Origin of the sequence: Venatorbacter sp. C2-1, assembly GCF_022832715.1 — a bacterium.
Classification (GTDB): domain Bacteria; phylum Pseudomonadota; class Gammaproteobacteria; order Pseudomonadales; family Oceanobacteraceae; genus Venatoribacter; species Venatoribacter alkanivorans.
Genome location: NZ_CP094879.1, coordinates 816,659 through 834,243 on the forward strand (window position 1 = coordinate 816,659; position 17,585 = coordinate 834,243).

Consider the following 17,585-nt stretch of genomic DNA (forward strand, 5'->3'; position numbering starts at 1 on the left):
CTGCGATGAACACCGCCCTGAAGCGGCGCAAGCATATCCTGCTGTTATGCCTGCTGCTACCACTGATCTTTATTCTGCTTGGCCTGGCCAGCGGCAGCCAGAGTCTGGACTGGCTGCTGTATACCGATGTTGGCCAGACCATTCTCTGGCAGATCCGCCTGCCACGGGTGCTGATGGCCTTTCTGGTGGGGGCTTTGCTGGCCTGGGCCGGGGTACTGATTCAGGGCATGGTGCGCAATCCGCTGGCTGATCCGGGGCTGATCGGTGTATCCGGTGGTGCGGCGGTGGCGGCAGCCGTGTTTGTGGTGCTGCAGGCCGCGGGTCTGGCGCTGCCTTACTGGGCGCAGCCCATCGCCGCCTTTGCCGGTGGTGTGGTGGCACTGCTGCTGGTGTTGCGTCTCGGCCTGCAGGGCAATTCCCTGCACGCCATGAGCTTTCTGATTCTGGCCGGGATAGCGGTTAATGTTCTTGCCGGAGCTTTGATTGGTTTGTTGTCGTATATGGCCAGCGATGATGCGCTGCGCCAGATTACCTTCTGGTCGCTGGGCAGTTTATCCGGCGCCAACTGGGGTTGGGTCGGGGCGATGAGCGCGGTGCTGCTGGGCGCGGTGATCTTCTGGCCAAAACGTTTACGCAATCTGGATGCGCTGTTGCTGGGCGAAGTGGAAGCCCGCTCGCTGGGCGTTTCGGTCAGTCGTCTGCAGTGGCAGGTCGTCATCTGGGTTGCGCTCTGTGTGGCACTGGCGGTATCGGCCAGTGGTGTGATCGGCTTTATTGGCCTGATCAGCCCGCATATTGCCCGCCTGTTAACCGGTGCTGCGCACCAGCGGGTATTGCCGCTGGCGGTGGTGCTGGGTGGCTGTTTGCTGGTGGCGGCGGATATGTTGTCACGGGTGATTGTGGCGCCGGCGGAACTGCCGATCGGTATCGTCACCACATTGCTGGGGGCGCCGTTGTTTATTGCGCTGATGATCCGCGAGAAGAAGAGGTTGGCATGGTGAACCCTGACATTCTGATTCAGGCGTCCGGGCTGGGCTTAAGCCGCGCTGGTGCCGCCATTGTGGATGATGTCGGTTTTCAGCTGGCCTGCGGTGAGCTGGTGATGCTGGTGGGCCCCAACGGCGCGGGTAAATCGACGCTGATGAACATGCTGGCCGGTATGCTGCAGCCCGATCGTGGTACGCTGCAGTTTAATCAGCAGGATACCTGTAACTGGCAGCGTCGTGACTGGGCGCAACGGGTCACACTGGTGCCGCAGCTGAGCCCGATGAATTTTCCGCTGTCGGTGAGTGAGGTGGTGCAGTTGGGTGGTCTGGCACACAGCGACTCGGTGGTAGCGCTGCGTACTCAGGTGCAGGACGCCTTACGGGCCTGGGATATCGCTTATCTGGCCGGGCGCGATGTACGTCTGTTATCCGGTGGAGAACAACAGCGTTGTCAGCTGGCGCGCAGCTGGATTCAGGTGAATCAGGCCGACAGTCAGCTGTGGCTGCTGGATGAGCCTTTGAGTGCGCTCGATCTGCGCCATCAGCAGCAGTGTATGAGCCATATCCGCCAGCTGACGGCCGCCGGTAAGAGCGTGCTGATGGTGGTGCATGATCTTAATCTGGCGCGGCGCTATGCCGATCGTGTGCTGCTGCTCTGTTGTGGTCGTCTGGTGGCGGACGGGCCGGCACGGGAAGTATTAACGGCGGAGCAGGTCAGTGACACCTTCCGCGTTGAGACGGTGCTTGAGGGTGATTACCTGCATTGGGTGTGAATAAGCAGGCGTGGACAGCAGATAAAAAAACGCCCCTCGGCTCTTAAAGAGAGAGGGGCAAAGCAACCGTGATTAGCTTGATGAGAGAGATCTTCACCCCGACAACAGAATGAGGTGTAGAACACCGGCGCCATCTCTGACGCCGATGGTCAAACAATAATGATTCTCAAAAACATTGTCAATAATAATTCTCATTTATATTTGAAAATATTTCATGAGCATATGCAGGGCACAAAAAAGCCGTGGCAGAAACTGTCACGGCTTTTTTGTTTCCCGCTGAGCGTGGTGCTTATTCTTTGTCGATCAGCTGCTGATTCATCAGTGTGATGCGGCGCGCCAGGTTTTCAATCAGATTCACCGCGGCTTTAGGCTGAGCTTCGATCAGCAGAATAAAGTCATGCTGTGGAACCGCCATAATGGTGCAGGGTGTGCGGGCGATGACGGTGGCGCTGCGTGGCTCGCCGGTAAATACCGCCATGGCACCAAAGACTTCTTCTTCGCCGATATCGCCGACTTTGACGCCATCAACAAACACATCCGCTTCACCGCTGATGATGGTGTAGACATGCTCAGCGGGATCACCCTGCTGAATAATGACATCGCCGGGCTGAATATTCTGAAAACCGGCGGTTGGCCTTACCTGGGTTTTGAAGGTATCGGCCAGATAGTTCAGCAGCAGGGCATTCTGGCACACCAGAAAGTGGCTCCAGTAATGCTGGCGGCGTTTATCGGAATAGACGTGGCGCAGGAAGCGGTCGCGGTCAATCGGGATCAGTTCAACGTATTCGTCGGTACGCAGTACTGGTAAAGGCAGATCAAAGGAGTGGATGATGCCAATCAGGTCACCTTCGTCAAAGCTGACCAGATTCTGGCCGTTTTTACTCAGATGCAGCATGCCGTCCTGAATCAGAAAAAACTGGTCGCGGTCGAAATGCTCATAAAGATCGTCGACACCCTCCAGTGTGATGGGCGTATTACTCAGTTCAAACCCTTCCAGCAGCAGTCGTACCAGATGTGAAATCCGGTTAATTAACTGTTCGATGGTGTCTGATGGTTTGCCGACCAGAAACATGCTATCCCCCACATTTTGCCTCTTCGGGCAATCCTGTCATTGATCTCAGGAATGTACAGCAAAACCCCGCGGGCTTGAACCTGCGGCTGCGGAATTTGCGCAAAAGGTACGATCAGATCAACCTCCGGTTTATAACTGGCTGAATTGTCGGCAGGAGGCCGGGCGGCAATGCGTTTATTGTGCCTGATCGCGCAGCCGGGTGCCGTGGCTGACTGACAGCAGAATTTCCTCGGCCGGAATGCTGGGCGGAAAATAACAGCCACTGATTTTGGCATTGGCGAGGCTGACACCATCCATACGGCAGCCGCGGAAATCAATGCCGCGCAGGTCGGCGCCGCGGAAGTAGGCGTCGGTAAGATCGATGCCTTTCAGGTTGATATTGCGCAGATCCAGGCCGCGCAGATCACAGCCCCGCAGGTCACAGGTTTTGCCACTTTCCCGCGCTTTATTAAAGCCCTGCACATCGTCGTTGCGCAGCAGCTGGTACATGGGATCCTGACTTATGATGGGAGTAGGCATAGGTTATTCCTTAATTACGGTAAACTCCGTTCTTTCAAGTATAGATCGCCCTATGAACAACGCTTTTCTGCTGACCAGCAGCTGGACCGACCTGCAGCAAGACGATGGCCTGCACACCGTACTGACGTTCTGGTGGCATACCGCGCGCGGACCTGTGTGTCAGCAGATCCGTCAGCCGGCGGTGTGTTTTATTGACCGTGAACATGCGGCACGTGCTGCCGATATTGCCCGTACCCTCAACTGGCCGGTGCGCATTGCCGATGTGCCGCTGCACAGTTTTGCCGCACAGCCGGCCAGCGCCTGTTATCTGCCGTCGTCTTATACCTACCGCTGGCGTGATGTTTTACTTGAGCAGGGCATTATTTGCCGCGAGGTGGATATCCGCCCCACCGACCGTTATCTGATGGAACGCTTTATTTATGGCGCAGCACAGCTGCCAGACAGACTGGTCGCGGATGAACAACGATCGTTTTCACATGAGCAGAGCGGACGTTTACGGGCATTGCCGGCCGGGCAGTCGGCGTTTGCCACGCTGCCACCTTTCCGCTGCGTATCACTGGATATAGAAACCTCTTTTCCGCGCCGCGGAGAGCCTGACCGGCTGTTTTCCATCGGCTTTTATGCCGATGACTGGCAACAGGTGGTAATGGTTGGCGATTCAGATGCTGCCGCCACTACTGACGACAGTGGTTCTCCTGAATTAGTGGCCGATGAGGCGGCGCTGCTGCGGCGTTTTCTGCAATTAATTGCCGACTACGATCCGGACGTGATTATGGGCTGGAACGTTATTCAGTTCGATTTTGATTTTTTACGGCGCAAATGCGCCGAGCACAACATTCCATTCACTATTGGCCGCGACGGCAGCGAGTTAAGCTGGCGGGTCAGTGCCAATAACCCTGACCGGATTTTTCTGCATATTGCCGGCCGGGTTGTGCTTGATGGCATCGACCTGCTGCGTAATGCCACCTGGCAGTTTGAGAGTTTTGCCCTGAATGATGTTGCCCAGTATTTTCTCGGTGACAGCAAGCTGCTGCAGAGCGATGACCGCGGCGGTGATATCGAATATTTATTTATTCATGATAAAGCCGCTCTGGCGGCTTATAACCTGAAAGACTGCGAACTGGTCTGGCGGATTTTTGAAAAGGCCGATCTGCTGAATTTTACCATCGAACGTGCCCATATGACCGGCCTCAGCATGGACCGTATGGGGGGCTCGGTCGCAGCGTTTGAAAATATGTATCTGCCGCGTCTGCACCGCGCAGGTTTTGTGGCGCCTAATATTGGCGAAGGTTACCACGCGCAGAAAAGCCCCGGTGGTTACGTGATGGATTCACGCCCCGGATTATTTGAGCATGTGCTGGTACTGGATTTTAAGAGTCTGTACCCGTCGATTATCCGCACCTTTAAAATTGATCCTATGGGCCTGGCTGAAGGCCTGCGCCTGGCGGAAAAAAGCACCGAAGCCCGCGATATTGTGCCCGGTTTTTTTGGTGCGCAGTTTCATCAAGAGCAACATATTCTGCCGGAACTTATCCGGGTACTGGGTGATAAGCGCGAACAGGCGAAAAAAGCCGGTAATAAAGCCCTGAGTCAGGCTATTAAAGTGATTATGGCTTCCTGTTATGGCGTACTGGGTTCCGATGGCTGCCGGTTTTACGATACCCGTCTGGCCAGTTCCATTACCCTGCGCGGCCATCAGATTATTCAGCAGAGCTCAGCCTGGATTGAAGAACAGGGCTTTGATGTGATTTATGGCGATACCGATTCGGTCTTTGTCTGGCTCAAGCGCAGTGTCAGCGATGCTGAAGCGGACGTTATTGGCCAGCGTCTGGTACGCGAACTGAACCAGTGGTGGGCTGAACGTTTGCCGCAGGAATTTGGTATCGACAGCTTTCTGGAAATGGAATACGAAACCCATTACCGGCGCTTTTTTATGCCCTCTATCCGCGGGGAAGAAACCGGCAGCAAAAAGCGCTATGCCGGTCTGATAAAAAATAACAGTGGTGAAAGTGAACTGGTGTTTAAAGGACTGGAAGCGGTCCGTTCTGACTGGACACCGCTGGCGCGCCAGTTTCAGACAGAGTTATACCGCCGTATTTTTTTGCAGGAACCTTATCAGGACTGGCTGCGCGAACAGGTGCAGAGCCTGTTAACCGGCAAGCTGGATCATCTGCTGACCTATCGCCGGCGTCTGCGCCGGCCATTACCGGCTTATCAGAAAAATATTCCGCCCCATGCCCAGGCTGCGGCCAAACTGGAGCAATGGCTGGCATTAAAAGGGTTACCTTCGCGTTTTGCCGAACGTGGCGGCTGGATTACCTATCGCTGGACGGTGAACGGCCCGGAACCGGTCTGGCCGGATGGCAGTGCAGGTGCCGCGGCCGATTATCATCATTATCTGGAAAAACAGCTGAAACCCACGGCGGATGCTATTTTTCATTACATCGACGATGATTTTACCGCCCTGGCCGGACAGCAGATGGCTTTGTTCTGACAAGGCATTAGCAGTAACAGCATTGACTGAGCAGTGGTTTTACCCGACCTTTGTCTCTGACGCTTATGTATCGCCCTATCGGCAAGGAGAAACCTGTGATCAGGACAATATTAATTAACGCACAGGGCCAGATCAGCAGTGGCGGTGCCGAGCTGATTGATGCCTGGCGGGCGCAGCCTGAAAGTCGTATCTGGGTTGACAGTCAGCAGGCCGATGCCGAACAGGAACGCGATATATTGCAGACCTTTGGTTGTCATCCACTGGCCATCAAAGACGCCCTGCGTGACCGTCATCCACCGAAACTTGAAGAGTTTTCCGATCATATTTTTATTCTCTACCGTGGTATTGCAGGTTTTGATGCTGGCCTGAATTATACCGGCCAGTCGCTGTCGTTTTTTGTCGGTGAACGTTTTTTGCTGACCCGTCACCCGCAGGCCGCCCAGAGTATTGATCGTCTGCTGGCCGATAATGGCGGTATTTATCTGCAGCGCAGTCCGGCACAGCTGGCATTGAAAATTATGCATACCTCGGCCGGGATCTATCTGGATAATATTCTGGCCTTTGAAGAACGTCTGGGTGAGCTCGAAGATGAACTGTCAGAAGCGGGCAGTGATGAGCATATGCGCGAGCTGATGAATTATAAATCACGGCTGGTGAAATTACGCCGTACCTTTAATTACCATAAAAACATCACCGACGAGTTACGCACCGGGGAATATGCCTTTTTCCCGGACGATGAAAACATGCGTCATGTGATTAACGATCTGCACGATCGTTTTGAGCGCCTGCACAGTCTGACTCAGATGTTTTATGATCTTTGCGGTGATCTGGTGGATGGTTATATTTCCATTACCTCGCATCAGCTGAACAGTACCATGCGCGTACTGACGGTAATTACCGCGATCTTCGTACCACTGAGTTTTCTCGCTGGGCTTTACGGTATGAACTTTGAATATATTCCTGAGCTTAAATTTCAGGATGGCTATTTTATCCTGCTCGGTTTTATGGGATTTCTGGCGGTTGGATTACTCTGGCTGTTCCGGCGTATGCGCTGGCTCTGAGCCCGGTTTCACGTCACAGCAACAGGCAGGCATAAAAAATGCCGGGGCGGAAAACCGCACCGGCATTTTTTATGACAAGTCTCAGAACTCTCTTTAAATAGAAGTCCCGATCAGAACATATAACCCATCCCCAGATTAAAGCCATCGGCGTTACCGGCGTCTTCATTCTGTTGCTGGATATCGGCTTTAAACACAATGCCTTCAACCGGGTAATAATTAACACCGGCATCGCTCTGGCTGGCGTTCATATCATCTTTCTGTGACCAGGCGCTCTGGCGGGCAAAAAATCCCCATTGTTCGTTCAGGCGGTAATTCACTTCAACGTAACCACCATCCTGTACGGCTTTACCGGCAGCGTCAGCGGCATCACCGCCTAAATCCCAGCGGGCGTACAGCGCTTTGGTGGTGATATCACCCAGCTGATAAATCACATGCGCACCGAGCAGGGTTGCATCGTCGGCATAAGAGATTTCTGCGCTCTGATCCAGATCCGGCTGATACTGCGCGTAAGCCGCCAGTTCCAGACCGGCACTGCCGCGATAAACAACGCGTCCAGTCACGGCCAGATCGAAGGCATCGGCAAAGGATGCTTTTTGTTTGCCGGATTTCAGATCAAACGGATCGGCATCGCTGTTGTAGGTTGGATCATCGGTTTTCAGACCTTCAGAAATCATCAGGTCGTAACTGATGCCATTATCCAGCTGGTGGGTAATGCTGATACCGGCGGAATACCAAGTGGTCGGAATAATGGTGGTTTCAATCACCGGTCGCTCAACACCGTAAAACGTCGGTGGCTCGTGGGTTTCATTAATCATGCCTACCGGCATCAGCATCACACCGCTGCGGAACTGCATATTGCTCATCAGGTCGAGTTCAACGTAGGCCTGTTCGATTTCTACTGCACCACGGGCACCATCGCTGACCAGCGTGTGTTCCACTTCAAATTCAGACACAAAGCGGGCGCGGTCGCTGAAGTCGTAGCCAAAAAACAGCACCATGCGGTGTAAATCAATCTGGCGGGTATCGGTGCCATCGACATCCAGATGGTTGTAATGCATTTCGCCATAACCGCCGATATGCATTTTTTTAGCCGCGCCGGACGATTGTTGGGCGCTGTCCATGCTGTCGGCCATCGCATTCAGGCGCTCGTTCATGCTCTGTTCAAGCTGTTCGATACGTTTCTGCAGCTCGATAATGGTTTGCTGATCATCAGCCTGAGCCAGTTGTGTATTGGCCAGTAATACCGCACCGGCTAACAGGGCGGCGTGTTTTTTCAGGTTGGCTTTCATTGACTATCTGCCCTTATAAAATAATTTAATAATTAATCGCCGTCGGTAAAGTTGATGCCCAGATCAACTTCCAGCCCGTCCGGAATTTCACGTTTAAAATTGCCATCCAGCTGTGCTGCCGAGGATTTGAATAACAGGGCATCCTGATTGCTGATGTTGTCCCGTGCGGCTGCAATATTCGAGCGCACAGCACTGACCGCCGCGTCGTAACCGGCAGCACTCATCAGTGAAAACAGGCTCAGGGTACTGGCGCTGTTGCCCTGTAAAATTTCTTCAATGCTGTCGATCGCCGTGGCCATCAGTGGCCAGCTGTAACCACTGCTTTGCGCGGCGACGGTGGCGACATTGCGTTGCTGTAAATAATCGAGAAATTCCTGCGCACTGGTCAGCAGCTGGGTCAGGGCGGGGGTGCCATCATCCAGTTGATTACTGAGAAATAACCCACGGTAAGGTTTGCCGGTGGCTTTGTGACTCTGCGTCCAGCCATTGCGGATGTAATCGGCTTTCACCTGCAGGGCGTTGCTGAGGCCGGTGAGAATGCCGCATTTGCGCGGCTGGGCCTGATATTCCGCAACAATATCGGTGGCGTTTTTGCTGGCATCGGCAGCGCGTTCAAAGACGGAAATTTCCAGAGCCAGTAATCCCACGTACTGAAAATTACGGTTATCAAAGTAGCTGCTGTTTAATTCTGTACTGTTGCCCAGCAGGGTATTGATTTCGCTTCGGACCGTGGCGCTGTAGTTATTGCCGCGCTGGCGCAGGGAGTCGATATAAATATATGGCGGAAATACCAGATCATCGTCGGCCGGGCCGAAATTTAACGGTAATAAGCGATACCAGCTGTCGGCCAGCGTACGCCATTGTTGTTGCACAACCGTCAGTCCGGCAGCATCCGGAGCGCTGCAGAACGCTTCAGCCTGATTGGTTAATGCAGCGCTTTGGCTGGCGAAATCATTAACCGCCGGAATAATGCTGTTGTCGGTCAGTTCCTGCAGCGCTTTATTCAGCGATGATTGTGTGACGGTGACCGGATCATTAACGCGTTCACCACCGCAGGCGGTTAATAACAATCCGGCAGCAGAAAACAGGAGTGAACGAAACAATAAAAAATTCATGGGTTGCTCAACTGATGGTGTTCAGGGTTAAAGAAATCATGTGATTGTCCCAGTGCATTGCAGGAATCTGCAGCCGCAGACCGGGCTGTTCCTGCAGGGTTTTTGCATCGATACGGCGCAGCTGGCCGGCGGAATTGGACAATACAAAACAGCGCTGATCATGGCTTACGGTCAGGCCGCAGACATCGTGAAAGGCGTGATAGCCGAGCAGTTCATAGCGGTCGAGATGCCAGAAAGCGACCAGGTTGCCACGCGGGCTGCTGAAACCGGCAATACGCTCGCCGTTATGCACGGCAACACTGCCCATGTAGTCGTTAAACTGACTGAGCAGCGGCACGGGGGCTGGCAGCGGCTGCAGTGTTTTACCCGGTGTGTGCACGGCTCCGGGGGCGACTATATGGTTGTCTGCCATCGCGGCCCTCTGCACCTGAGTGGCCACGGCGACGGTGCCGTCGGCGGCAATATCCAGATGGCGGATGCTGGCTTTGGGTTCGGTCAGGGTCTGTTCGTCGAGCAATACACCATCGCTGGCGCGCAGGTAGCTCAGGCTGGAACGCATGGTGTCGAGGTTAAGAATTTCACGTCCGCTGTCCGGATGCGTGCGCAGACCGCCGTTGGCGACGACCAGTGTTTTTCCATCGGGCATCAGCTTTAATTCGTGCGGACCAATGCCGTGGCTGTCGAACTCCCCCAGCCATTGGTAGGTGCTGGCATCGCGTACCACGATTTTCCCCCGGCCGGAGACAAAATCAGACTCTGTGGTAAACAGCTGCCGGCCATCGGCGCTGAAGCAGGCATGACCGTGCAGATGGCGTCCGGGCTGACAGGCAAAACGGGCCGTTATATCGCCACTGAGCAGATTAACCTCCACGCACTCGGTGCCGGGCTGGCGCGAGACCATCAGTACGGAATCCGGACGCAACGGATGCTGTACTGCGCCATGGCCGCGGAAACCACTGACTGCGGTATGAGCGCTCTGGCCGGCAGAGCCTGCCGCGGTTTGTACCCAGCCCAGGCCGAACTGGCTGCTATCACGGCCCTGAGCGGATACCCAGAATTCCTGCGCAGCGGCGGATGAGTCGGGTGCCTTATTGCAGGCGCTGAGCAAGCCGGCGGTTGCCGGAGCAAGACCCAGAGCCAGCAGTGTTTTTAAGGTCTGGCGGCGTTGCTGACCCTGTTCATGCAGGTCAGTCGCCGTTGAAGCTGAAAATCTGGATTTCATACACATTCCACTTACAGCGATTGTACAAAGCGGATCAGAGCCTTGCGCTCTTCGGCCGGCAGATTAACAAAGGCCTGGCGTGCACCAAGGGCTTCACCGCCGTGCCACACAATGGCTTCTTCGACTGAACGGGCACGGCCATCGTGCAGCAGAGTGGTGCTGCCATTGACCTGTTGGCTCAGGCCCAGTCCCCACAGCGGTGGCGTCCGCCATTCGCGGCCATCGGCGGTGTAATCCGGGCGCTGATCGGCCAGTTCTTCCCCCATGTCGTGCAACAGCAGGTCGCTGTATGGCCAGATAATCTGCTTACTCAGATGAGGGAATTCGCGGCTTTCGCCGGTGACAAACGATGGCTGATGACAGCCCGCACAGCCGCTCTGATAAAACAGTGAGCGCCCGGCAATAACGTCCTGATGATCGGCATCCCGGCGTTGTGGCACCGCCAGATTGCGGTTGAAATTGATCACCAGCTGCAGCAGTTTTTGCGGCAGCTCGGTCCCCTGTTGATCATTGCCCTGTTTATCGTTGCCAGTGGCTTGCTGTAAACAGATGCTCTGCGCGCTGGTGCAGGGTTGGGCCGGAAACAGCGGGTTACTGATGCCAACGTCGTTGGCAAAGGCACCGGCGACCACCATCGCCATGGTTGGGCGGTTGGCTTTCAGGCCAAAACGACCGGGGACGGTTTTTTGTTGTTCCACATCCCAGACCTGATTGACCCGGCCGGAAATACCATCCTGATTGCGGTCGTGTTCATCGGCCAGGGCATCAATATCGGCCTGATCAATTAACTCCAGCAAACCCATGCCATGAATCGGTGGCGCGACCCTGAGACTGAACAGTGTGTGCTCGTGCAGCGGGCCATAACCCAGATTGCGGATATCGGCTTCGGGCCAGCGCAATTCAATCTGCTGGCCGTCGGGATAGGTGAACCAACGGGTCTGCCAGTTGAGATAAACGTAGGCTTCCGGTGCTACCTCATCGGGCCTGACCAGATCGTTCTGACTGCTGCGCAGCTGATGGGACAGCGCGGTTGACTGGCTTTGCAGCTGATCGCCATACACAGGTTCGGGGATAACACCGGCAACCGGATCAGACCCCGGCAGGCTCAGCCGCAGGAAGGCATTAAACAGCGGACTGTTGTTATCGGCCGGAACCGAACCACGGCCGCCGTTAATGTGGCAGGCCAGGCAGGTGCGGGCGTTATACAGCGGGCCCAGACCATCGCGTGCGGTGGTGGCGGTCGGCGCTTTTACCCAGGGTTGGTGCGCCAGCGCTTTACCGGCAAAAAAGTCGGCTTTGGCACTGAGGGGTAAATTGGTAACGGGTTTTTCGTAGCTGGCAAAAGGCATGATGGCACTGCTGCCAATGCCACCGGGCAGGCGTTCGCTGTCGCTTAATGCAGGTACAGCTGACTGTGTTGCTGCCTTTGCCGTGTTTGCGGATGGCGCAGCAGGCTGGCAGGCACTCAGGCTCAGTACGGCTGAAAAGACAAAAGCCAGCCGGGTAAAACCCGGCTGGCTGAGCATCGATAATGCATTCATTGGCTGGTGATTATTCGTCACAGGATGCCAGTGGATCCTTGGTATCACAGGCGGATGCGTCAGGATCAACAACAGAACCGTTGATACCCAGGGTGGTGGCAATTTCTGCAATCAGTGCCGACTGGGTGTTGAGTGCGGTGATGGTTTTGTAGACCGGGTTATTGGCGGTCTGATTGGCGGCCATAATCAGCACGTCAAAGGGTTCACCGGCACGGGCCTTGGCATCGATGGCCGTGTAGTGGGTTGCGGTGGTGGTCAGCGCTGTTTCGACCCGGTTGGCCAGTTCTGCTTTACCGGCATCGCGCAGGTAATCGTCGATACCATAGCCATTGGTAATGGCACGGGTGGTGACGTTATCGGTACCGTCCAGCGTGCTGTCGTAACCGGCATAGGCACCGTAGTAACTGTTGGCTACGCCTTCTGCATCCAGCCAGATATCACGGTGAGTGTTATCGGAGAAACAGCTGTGTTCGTCTTCCTGAGAGTTGGCGCTGAAGGCAATCTGCATACGCTCACCGGCCAGTTCGCCTTCGGACAGTGTGCCCATACCGGTCAGAATTTCTGCCAGTTTTTGTTTGGCCTGTGCCTCGGTGGTCACCGTGGTGAAGGCTGTACGGTAAGCCGCACCGGCTTTCCAGCCATCGCGTACGGCTTCGAGGTCGGCAATCAGTTTATCCACTGCAACGGCCATAAACTGATGACGACGGTGGGAGAGGGTGTTGGCGTTGTAGTCTGTGGTTGTGCCATCAAAACCCGGGGTGAAATCGCTCAGCGGACGCTGGCCACCGTGGTTAAACACATAAGATTTCACGGCGCTGTCACGGTCTGTACCGTCAGTCGTGTTGCCGGTGGTGTTCAGATCCTGACCCCACAGCATAAATTCAATGGCGTGGTAGCCGGCAATCACATCGTGCTCATCATCGGCGGTGGCGGTATTGGCCAGCAGATCAGCGTTGATCACTACGCTGGTGTTGCCAATGATATTGTCAGCATCGTTGTTGGTGGCGTGGGTCGCATCAATGGCGCCGTTGCCGTTAATGCCGGCGCTGTTAGCGGTGACACCAATCTGGTCGGTACCAAAGTCGCTGCTGTTGGTTTTGACGTAATCGATCAGGGCTTCACCTAATGGCCAGGCGTTGATATCGCCTTCAGGGCCGTCTTCGCTGCTGTAGTCTGTTGAGTCAATCGGGCTGTTACGGAAACGGTAAACTTCGCTCTGGCCGTAAGGTTCGCGTGCAACCAGCCAGGCTTTCTTAGCCGCTTCCAGGTTGGCTTCAGTCGGATCTGCACGGAAGGTTGCCAGTGCAGTTTTCAGGTCGATGGCGGTATCGACGGCATCACTGTAAACGGCCAGGGCGATATCGGCATTGGTATTCAGAACCTTCTGCACATTCGGCAGGTTGATAACGGAGGAGTCTGAGTCGCTGGATGATCCACCGCAAGCGGTCAACAGTGTGGCGGTGGCGATACAGGCTGCAAGCTGTGTCAGTTTCATGATTGGGTCCTGTTTGAGCAGAAATGAATGGCGGTGACAGTTGTAAGCCGGGCAACACACGTTGGGCTGGCTGTCGCGCATCTGTAAAAAAACGTCAGGGGCCGCAATCTAGTGTAAATGCTAATGATTTGCAACTGTGAAATCATATGTGAGTGATTCGTATTTTATATCCACACTCTCTGTAGTAGCATTGCCGTCTGAATTGTTGCTACCTGGCTGATTGGGTTATGAATAAAGCGTTGTTTTTTCCGTTACATGTATCGCTGGCTGTCGTTGTGTTAGCCATTACCGGTTGTGGTGGCAGCAGCAGTGGCGGCTCTGAGAGTCCGGCCTTTGTCAGCAAAGAAGCGCTGGGTGAAAGCCTGTTTCATGACACCCGCCTGTCAGCCAACCGCACTCAGTCCTGTGCGACCTGCCACAACCCCGAGCATGGTTTTGTTGATAACCGCAGTGGCGCAGATGGCAAGGTGAGCCCGGTATCCCGTGGCGATAACGGCACGTCTTTTGGTGATCGCAATGCTCCGACCGCAGCTTATGCGCGCTTCAGTCCGGCGTTCAGTCAGGGCAGCCATACCCGCGCAGCGGAAACTGTGCCGGGCAGTCTGAAGGAATACAGCGGTTATATCGGTGGTCAGTTTCACGATGGCCGCGCCAGTGGTCTGGCACAGCAGGCTGCCGGGCCACCACTGAATCCGATTGAAATGGGCATGGAAAACAAAGCGGCCGTGGTTAACCGGTTGCTGGAAAATAATGACTACACAGAGGCTTTCAGCCAGTTGTACGGGCTGGATCTGACCGCTGATGCTGATGCCGCCTATGCGGCAATGACCGATGCCATTGCGGCTTTTGAGCGCAGTAATACCTTTGCCCCTTTCGATTCGAAATACGACCGCTCGTTATTGCCGCTTGGGGATGCCAATCGCTATGTTTACGATGCGCTGGATAAAGCCACGCAGGGAAAATCGCTGTTTTTCAGTCAGTTCACTAACTGTGGCGCCTGTCATCAGTTAAAAGCCAAGGGGCAGCGCGGGGAAACCTTCAGTAATTACGAGTACCACAACATTGGCGTACCGGTGAATGCCGCTGCCCGTGAGCTGAGCGGAGTGAGCGGCAGCGATGATGGCTTGCTGGCGAATCCGGACGTCACGGATGAGATGCAGCGCGGTAAATTTAAAGTCCCGACGTTGCGTAACGTCGCTGTTACCGGCCCCTATATGCACAACGGCGTGTTTGCTGATCTGACGACGGTGGTACAGTTTTACGATCACTTTAAGACCGGGTCGGATTTTGCGGAAAATCCGGAAACCGGGCTGCCCTGGGCTGAGCCGGAAATCAGTGCCAACATGAGTAACGACGATTTGCAGCAGGCGCGTACCCTGACGGAAACAGAAGTCACTGCACTGGTGTGCTTCCTGCGCACCCTGACCGACGCCCGCTATGAACATTTGTTGCCGGATGATGGCTTGTGTGACTGAGAAGCGCTGAGCAGATAAACGCAGTTTTCTGCCGGCTGCTGCAGCTTGTAGTAGTCTGTTTATTCAGGTGATGATTCTGTCGCAGATGAACGGGCAGACAGAACGCGCAGACAGAACAGCAGAGGAGGCGTTATGCAGGCGGTTCTCTTTGATATCGATGGTGTCCTGTTATTTAAAGGCGCAGCACTGCCCGGTGCTGCGCAAACCCTGAGTTGGGTGCAGCAGCAGGGCATTCCTTACCGGTTTTTAACCAATACCACCTCCAAACCCGCCAGCCGTATTGCAGCCGATCTGCGGGCCGCCGGTATTGCTGCGCACGAAGCCGATATTCTTACCCCGCCGATTGCCGCGCGGCTGTGGCTGCAGCAACAGCGTAAGCAGCGTTTGCATGTGCTGTTACCGCAGGCGGTGTACAGTGAGTTCGGTATGTTTGATCTGAGCGGTGGTGACGATACCGAGGCGCTGGTGATCGGTGATATGGGTACCGGTTTTACCTTTGAGGTGCTGAATCAGGCGTTCCGGGTGCTGATGGCTGATCCTGATATTCCCTTGCTGGCATTAGGAATGACGCGCTATTTCGCTGCCGCCGATGGGCTGCAGCTGGATGTCGGCCCCTTTGTTAAGGCGCTGGAATACGCCACTGGGCGGCAGGCGCTGGTGATGGGGAAACCGGCGGCCTCGTTTTTTCAGCAGGCACTGGCGGCGCTTAATGTTACGGCAGAGCACACCCTGATGATCGGTGATGACCGCCTCGGTGATGTGCTGGGCGCTCAGGCCTGTGGCATTCACGGCGCACTGGTGCGTACCGGCAAATACCGGCCGGGTGATGAAGACGCCGACAGTGCCGGATTGCAGCCGCAACACCTGCTGGATTCTGTAGCCGGTTTACCCGAGCTCTGGCGCAGCCTGTAGCCATCTTCGCGTTAGCCCCTGTGCAGGGTAGAATGCGCGCCTTTTCTTTATTTGCCTGTGGGTAACAACGCCAATGCATCGTAACTCTGTCGCTGACCTGCGCCTGCAGGAACTGGCGAAATCCCGCCGTGCTTTCCTGGCACGCGGCAGCAAAACCGTGCGTTGTCCGCAGTGTCTGCTGGGTGTCAGCAATTGCATCTGTGCCGAGCGGCCGGAAGTCAGCAGCCGCAGCGCGTTTGTTTTTATCATGTATCACGGTGAAGTCTTTAAACCGAGTAATACCGGGCGGCTGATTGCCGATGTGGTGGCCGATAATTACGCCTACCAGTGGCAGCGGACGGTGCATGACCCTGAGTTACTGGCGCTGCTGCAGGATGAGCGTTATGCCCCGATTGTGGTGTTTCCGCATCAGTATGCGCAGCCCGAACGCTGTATTCATTCTCCGGCGCAATTACCAGCCGTGCAGCAGGGCAAAATTCCGTTGTTTGTGATGCTCGACGGCACCTGGCGTGAAGCGAAAAAAATGTTCCGCAGCCCCTATCTGCAGACTCTGCCGGTGCTCGGCATTCAGCCGGAAAAAGGTTCGGAATATCAGCTGCGCGAAGCGGCACACCTGCATCAGTTATGCACGGCTGAGGTCGGTGTGGAGATATTAACACTGGCCGAAGACCACGCTGCCGCGCAGGCGCTGGCAGAGTATTTTGCAGTTTTCCGTGAGCGTTATTTAGCCGGTAAAGCCAATATTAATGAGAAACCACAGCGGCAGATGAGCACGTTGTTTGGTGCGGAGTACGACGGCCGCTGAAAGGCTGGCGGGCGTTTCAGTCGCCACTGACCTGATGGCCGCTGAGGCAGTCACCGCCGCTGAAACAGTAGCTGTCGTAAGGCCAGTATTTATGCTGATACAGCGCTTTTGTCAGACTGCCATCACGGCGCATCGCCTCCAGTGTCTGCCGCAATGGCTTGACCCACTCTGCCTGCAGCGCATGATGGGCGACATAGAGGTCGGCGCGGGCGGTAAATAATGGCAACGCCAGCTGAACGGCGGCGGCATCGATACCGGCGCTGTACATGGCAAACAGCAGCGAATGTTCAGTGCTGGCCATGGCATCCAGACGCCCGGCCAGCAGCATTTTTAATCCCTGTTCAACATCGGTCAGAGCGACCCGGGTAATGCCCGGATGAGTATCAAAGGCCTGGCCATATTTTGAGCCGCGTACCTGACCAATGTTCTGGCCATTAAAATCATCCAGCGAGCGGTATTTTTTACTGCCGGCTTTTACCACGATAACGATGCGTTCGTTGAGCACGAACCCCAGTGAGTGAGCAATACGCTCAGCCTGTGGACTGACAAACATAACAGCAATGTCGGCGTCGCCTTTTTCAATATCCTGAATTACCCGAGGGTAGGGCTCCAGCTGGTTGTTGAACTTAATATTGGCGCGGGCAAACAGCGAGTTCTGAAAATCCACCAGAATGCCTTTATTGGCTTTCTCTGTATCAGAAAATCCCCAGGGCTGAACCGTTGACGTCACGACCAGCGGAATGGCTTGCCCTGTCTCCTGATTAACTTCAGCCGCAACCGTTAACGATGAAAAGGTGAGTAAAAGCGCAACAGGGCATAACAGCCT

Annotated in this window: 15 protein-coding genes; 7 read left to right on the forward strand and 8 right to left on the reverse strand. The window is 55.1% G+C overall.

Annotated features, from left to right (window positions below; genetic code table 11):
• Positions 1 to 5 precede the first annotated feature (5 nt).
• Positions 6 to 1,001: a FecCD family ABC transporter permease gene (locus MT343_RS03605; protein WP_186435974.1), complete on the forward strand. Its 996-nt coding sequence runs from the start codon at positions 6 to 8 to the stop codon at positions 999 to 1,001.
• Positions 995 to 1,759: a heme ABC transporter ATP-binding protein gene (locus MT343_RS03610; RefSeq protein ID WP_145469834.1), complete on the forward strand. Its 765-nt coding sequence runs from the start codon at positions 995 to 997 to the stop codon at positions 1,757 to 1,759. Before MT343_RS03605 ends, MT343_RS03610 begins: the two co-directional genes overlap by 7 nt.
• Positions 1,760 to 2,048: 289 nt before the next feature.
• Here MT343_RS03610 and MT343_RS03615 read toward each other — a convergent pair whose 3' ends face one another.
• Both MT343_RS03615 and MT343_RS03620 read right to left on the reverse strand, forming a co-directional pair.
• Complete coding sequence (locus tag MT343_RS03615) at positions 2,049 to 2,843, reverse strand: Crp/Fnr family transcriptional regulator (protein WP_145469833.1); 795 nt, start codon at positions 2,841 to 2,843, stop codon at positions 2,049 to 2,051.
• A 162-nt stretch (positions 2,844 to 3,005) separates the two neighbouring features.
• Complete coding sequence (locus MT343_RS03620; protein WP_145469832.1) at positions 3,006 to 3,350, reverse strand: pentapeptide repeat-containing protein; 345 nt, start codon at positions 3,348 to 3,350, stop codon at positions 3,006 to 3,008.
• A gap of 52 nt (positions 3,351 to 3,402) precedes the next feature.
• On the opposite strand from MT343_RS03620, the gene MT343_RS03625 reads away from it, so the two are divergent.
• Both MT343_RS03625 and MT343_RS03630 read left to right on the forward strand, forming a co-directional pair.
• Positions 3,403 to 5,844, forward strand: coding sequence for a DNA polymerase II (locus MT343_RS03625; RefSeq protein WP_145469831.1), 2,442 nt, complete (start codon positions 3,403 to 3,405; stop codon positions 5,842 to 5,844).
• A 95-nt stretch (positions 5,845 to 5,939) separates the two neighbouring features.
• The gene (locus MT343_RS03630; RefSeq protein WP_145469830.1) at positions 5,940 to 6,905 is read left to right on the forward strand and encodes a magnesium transporter CorA family protein; all 966 of its coding nucleotides are present in this window, start codon (positions 5,940 to 5,942) and stop codon (positions 6,903 to 6,905) included.
• A gap of 110 nt (positions 6,906 to 7,015) precedes the next feature.
• Here MT343_RS03630 and MT343_RS03635 read toward each other — a convergent pair whose 3' ends face one another.
• The 5 genes from MT343_RS03635 to MT343_RS03655 are packed head-to-tail and all read right to left on the reverse strand — an operon-like array spanning position 7,016 to position 13,567.
• Positions 7,016 to 8,194, reverse strand: coding sequence for a porin (locus MT343_RS03635; protein WP_145469829.1), 1,179 nt, complete (start codon positions 8,192 to 8,194; stop codon positions 7,016 to 7,018).
• 32 nt (positions 8,195 to 8,226) lie between these two features.
• Positions 8,227 to 9,309 carry an imelysin family protein gene (locus MT343_RS03640; RefSeq protein WP_145469828.1) on the reverse strand — a complete coding sequence of 361 codons (1,083 nt, stop codon included), beginning with the start codon at positions 9,307 to 9,309 and terminating at the stop codon, positions 8,227 to 8,229.
• Positions 9,310 to 9,316: 7 nt separating this feature from the next.
• Complete coding sequence (locus tag MT343_RS03645) at positions 9,317 to 10,531, reverse strand: DUF1513 domain-containing protein (protein WP_186435972.1); 1,215 nt, start codon at positions 10,529 to 10,531, stop codon at positions 9,317 to 9,319.
• Positions 10,532 to 10,542: 11 nt separating this feature from the next.
• On the reverse strand, positions 10,543 to 12,093 hold the full coding sequence (locus tag MT343_RS03650) for a di-heme oxidoreductase family protein (protein ID WP_222428583.1): 1,551 nt from the start codon (positions 12,091 to 12,093) through the stop codon (positions 10,543 to 10,545).
• A complete protein-coding gene (locus MT343_RS03655; RefSeq protein ID WP_145469826.1) occupies positions 12,083 to 13,567 on the reverse strand; it encodes an imelysin family protein in 1,485 nt (494 codons plus the stop codon). Before MT343_RS03655 ends, MT343_RS03650 begins: the two co-directional genes overlap by 11 nt.
• A 227-nt stretch (positions 13,568 to 13,794) precedes the next feature.
• Here MT343_RS03655 and MT343_RS03660 point away from each other — a divergent pair, with 227 nt between their 5' ends.
• The 3 genes from MT343_RS03660 to MT343_RS03670 all read left to right on the forward strand — a co-directional run bounded on the left by MT343_RS03660 (position 13,795) and on the right by MT343_RS03670 (position 16,759).
• A complete protein-coding gene (locus MT343_RS03660; protein ID WP_145469825.1) occupies positions 13,795 to 15,042 on the forward strand; it encodes a cytochrome-c peroxidase in 1,248 nt (415 codons plus the stop codon).
• Between the two features lie 132 nt (positions 15,043 to 15,174).
• Positions 15,175 to 15,954, forward strand: coding sequence for a TIGR01458 family HAD-type hydrolase (locus tag MT343_RS03665; protein ID WP_145469824.1), 780 nt, complete (start codon positions 15,175 to 15,177; stop codon positions 15,952 to 15,954).
• Positions 15,955 to 16,027: 73 nt separating this feature from the next.
• The gene (locus tag MT343_RS03670; protein ID WP_145469823.1) at positions 16,028 to 16,759 is read left to right on the forward strand and encodes a tRNA-uridine aminocarboxypropyltransferase; all 732 of its coding nucleotides are present in this window, start codon (positions 16,028 to 16,030) and stop codon (positions 16,757 to 16,759) included.
• A gap of 16 nt (positions 16,760 to 16,775) precedes the next feature.
• Here MT343_RS03670 and MT343_RS03675 read toward each other — a convergent pair whose 3' ends face one another.
• The gene (locus MT343_RS03675) at positions 16,776 to 17,489 is read right to left on the reverse strand and encodes a substrate-binding periplasmic protein (protein WP_186435971.1); all 714 of its coding nucleotides are present in this window, start codon (positions 17,487 to 17,489) and stop codon (positions 16,776 to 16,778) included.
• Between the last annotated feature and the right edge of the window lie 96 nt (positions 17,490 to 17,585).

Excerpts from the sequence above, each read along its gene's own strand:
- MT343_RS03605 (WP_186435974.1), top strand. The coding sequence starts at position 6 with ATGAACACCGCCCTGAAGCGGCGCAAGCATATCCTGCTGTTATGCCTG.
- MT343_RS03610 (WP_145469834.1), top strand. The coding sequence starts at position 995 with ATGGTGAACCCTGACATTCTGATTCAGGCGTCCGGGCTGGGCTTAAGC.
- MT343_RS03620 (WP_145469832.1), bottom strand. The coding sequence starts at position 3,350 with ATGCCTACTCCCATCATAAGTCAGGATCCCATGTACCAGCTGCTGCGC.
- MT343_RS03625 (WP_145469831.1), top strand. The coding sequence starts at position 3,403 with ATGAACAACGCTTTTCTGCTGACCAGCAGCTGGACCGACCTGCAGCAA.
- MT343_RS03635 (WP_145469829.1), bottom strand. The coding sequence starts at position 8,194 with ATGAAAGCCAACCTGAAAAAACACGCCGCCCTGTTAGCCGGTGCGGTA.
- MT343_RS03640 (WP_145469828.1), bottom strand. The coding sequence starts at position 9,309 with ATGAATTTTTTATTGTTTCGTTCACTCCTGTTTTCTGCTGCCGGATTG.
- MT343_RS03645 (WP_186435972.1), bottom strand. The coding sequence starts at position 10,531 with ATGAAATCCAGATTTTCAGCTTCAACGGCGACTGACCTGCATGAACAG.
- MT343_RS03655 (WP_145469826.1), bottom strand. The coding sequence starts at position 13,567 with ATGAAACTGACACAGCTTGCAGCCTGTATCGCCACCGCCACACTGTTG.
- MT343_RS03660 (WP_145469825.1), top strand. The coding sequence starts at position 13,795 with ATGAATAAAGCGTTGTTTTTTCCGTTACATGTATCGCTGGCTGTCGTT.
- MT343_RS03665 (WP_145469824.1), top strand. The coding sequence starts at position 15,175 with ATGCAGGCGGTTCTCTTTGATATCGATGGTGTCCTGTTATTTAAAGGC.
- MT343_RS03670 (WP_145469823.1), top strand. The coding sequence starts at position 16,028 with ATGCATCGTAACTCTGTCGCTGACCTGCGCCTGCAGGAACTGGCGAAA.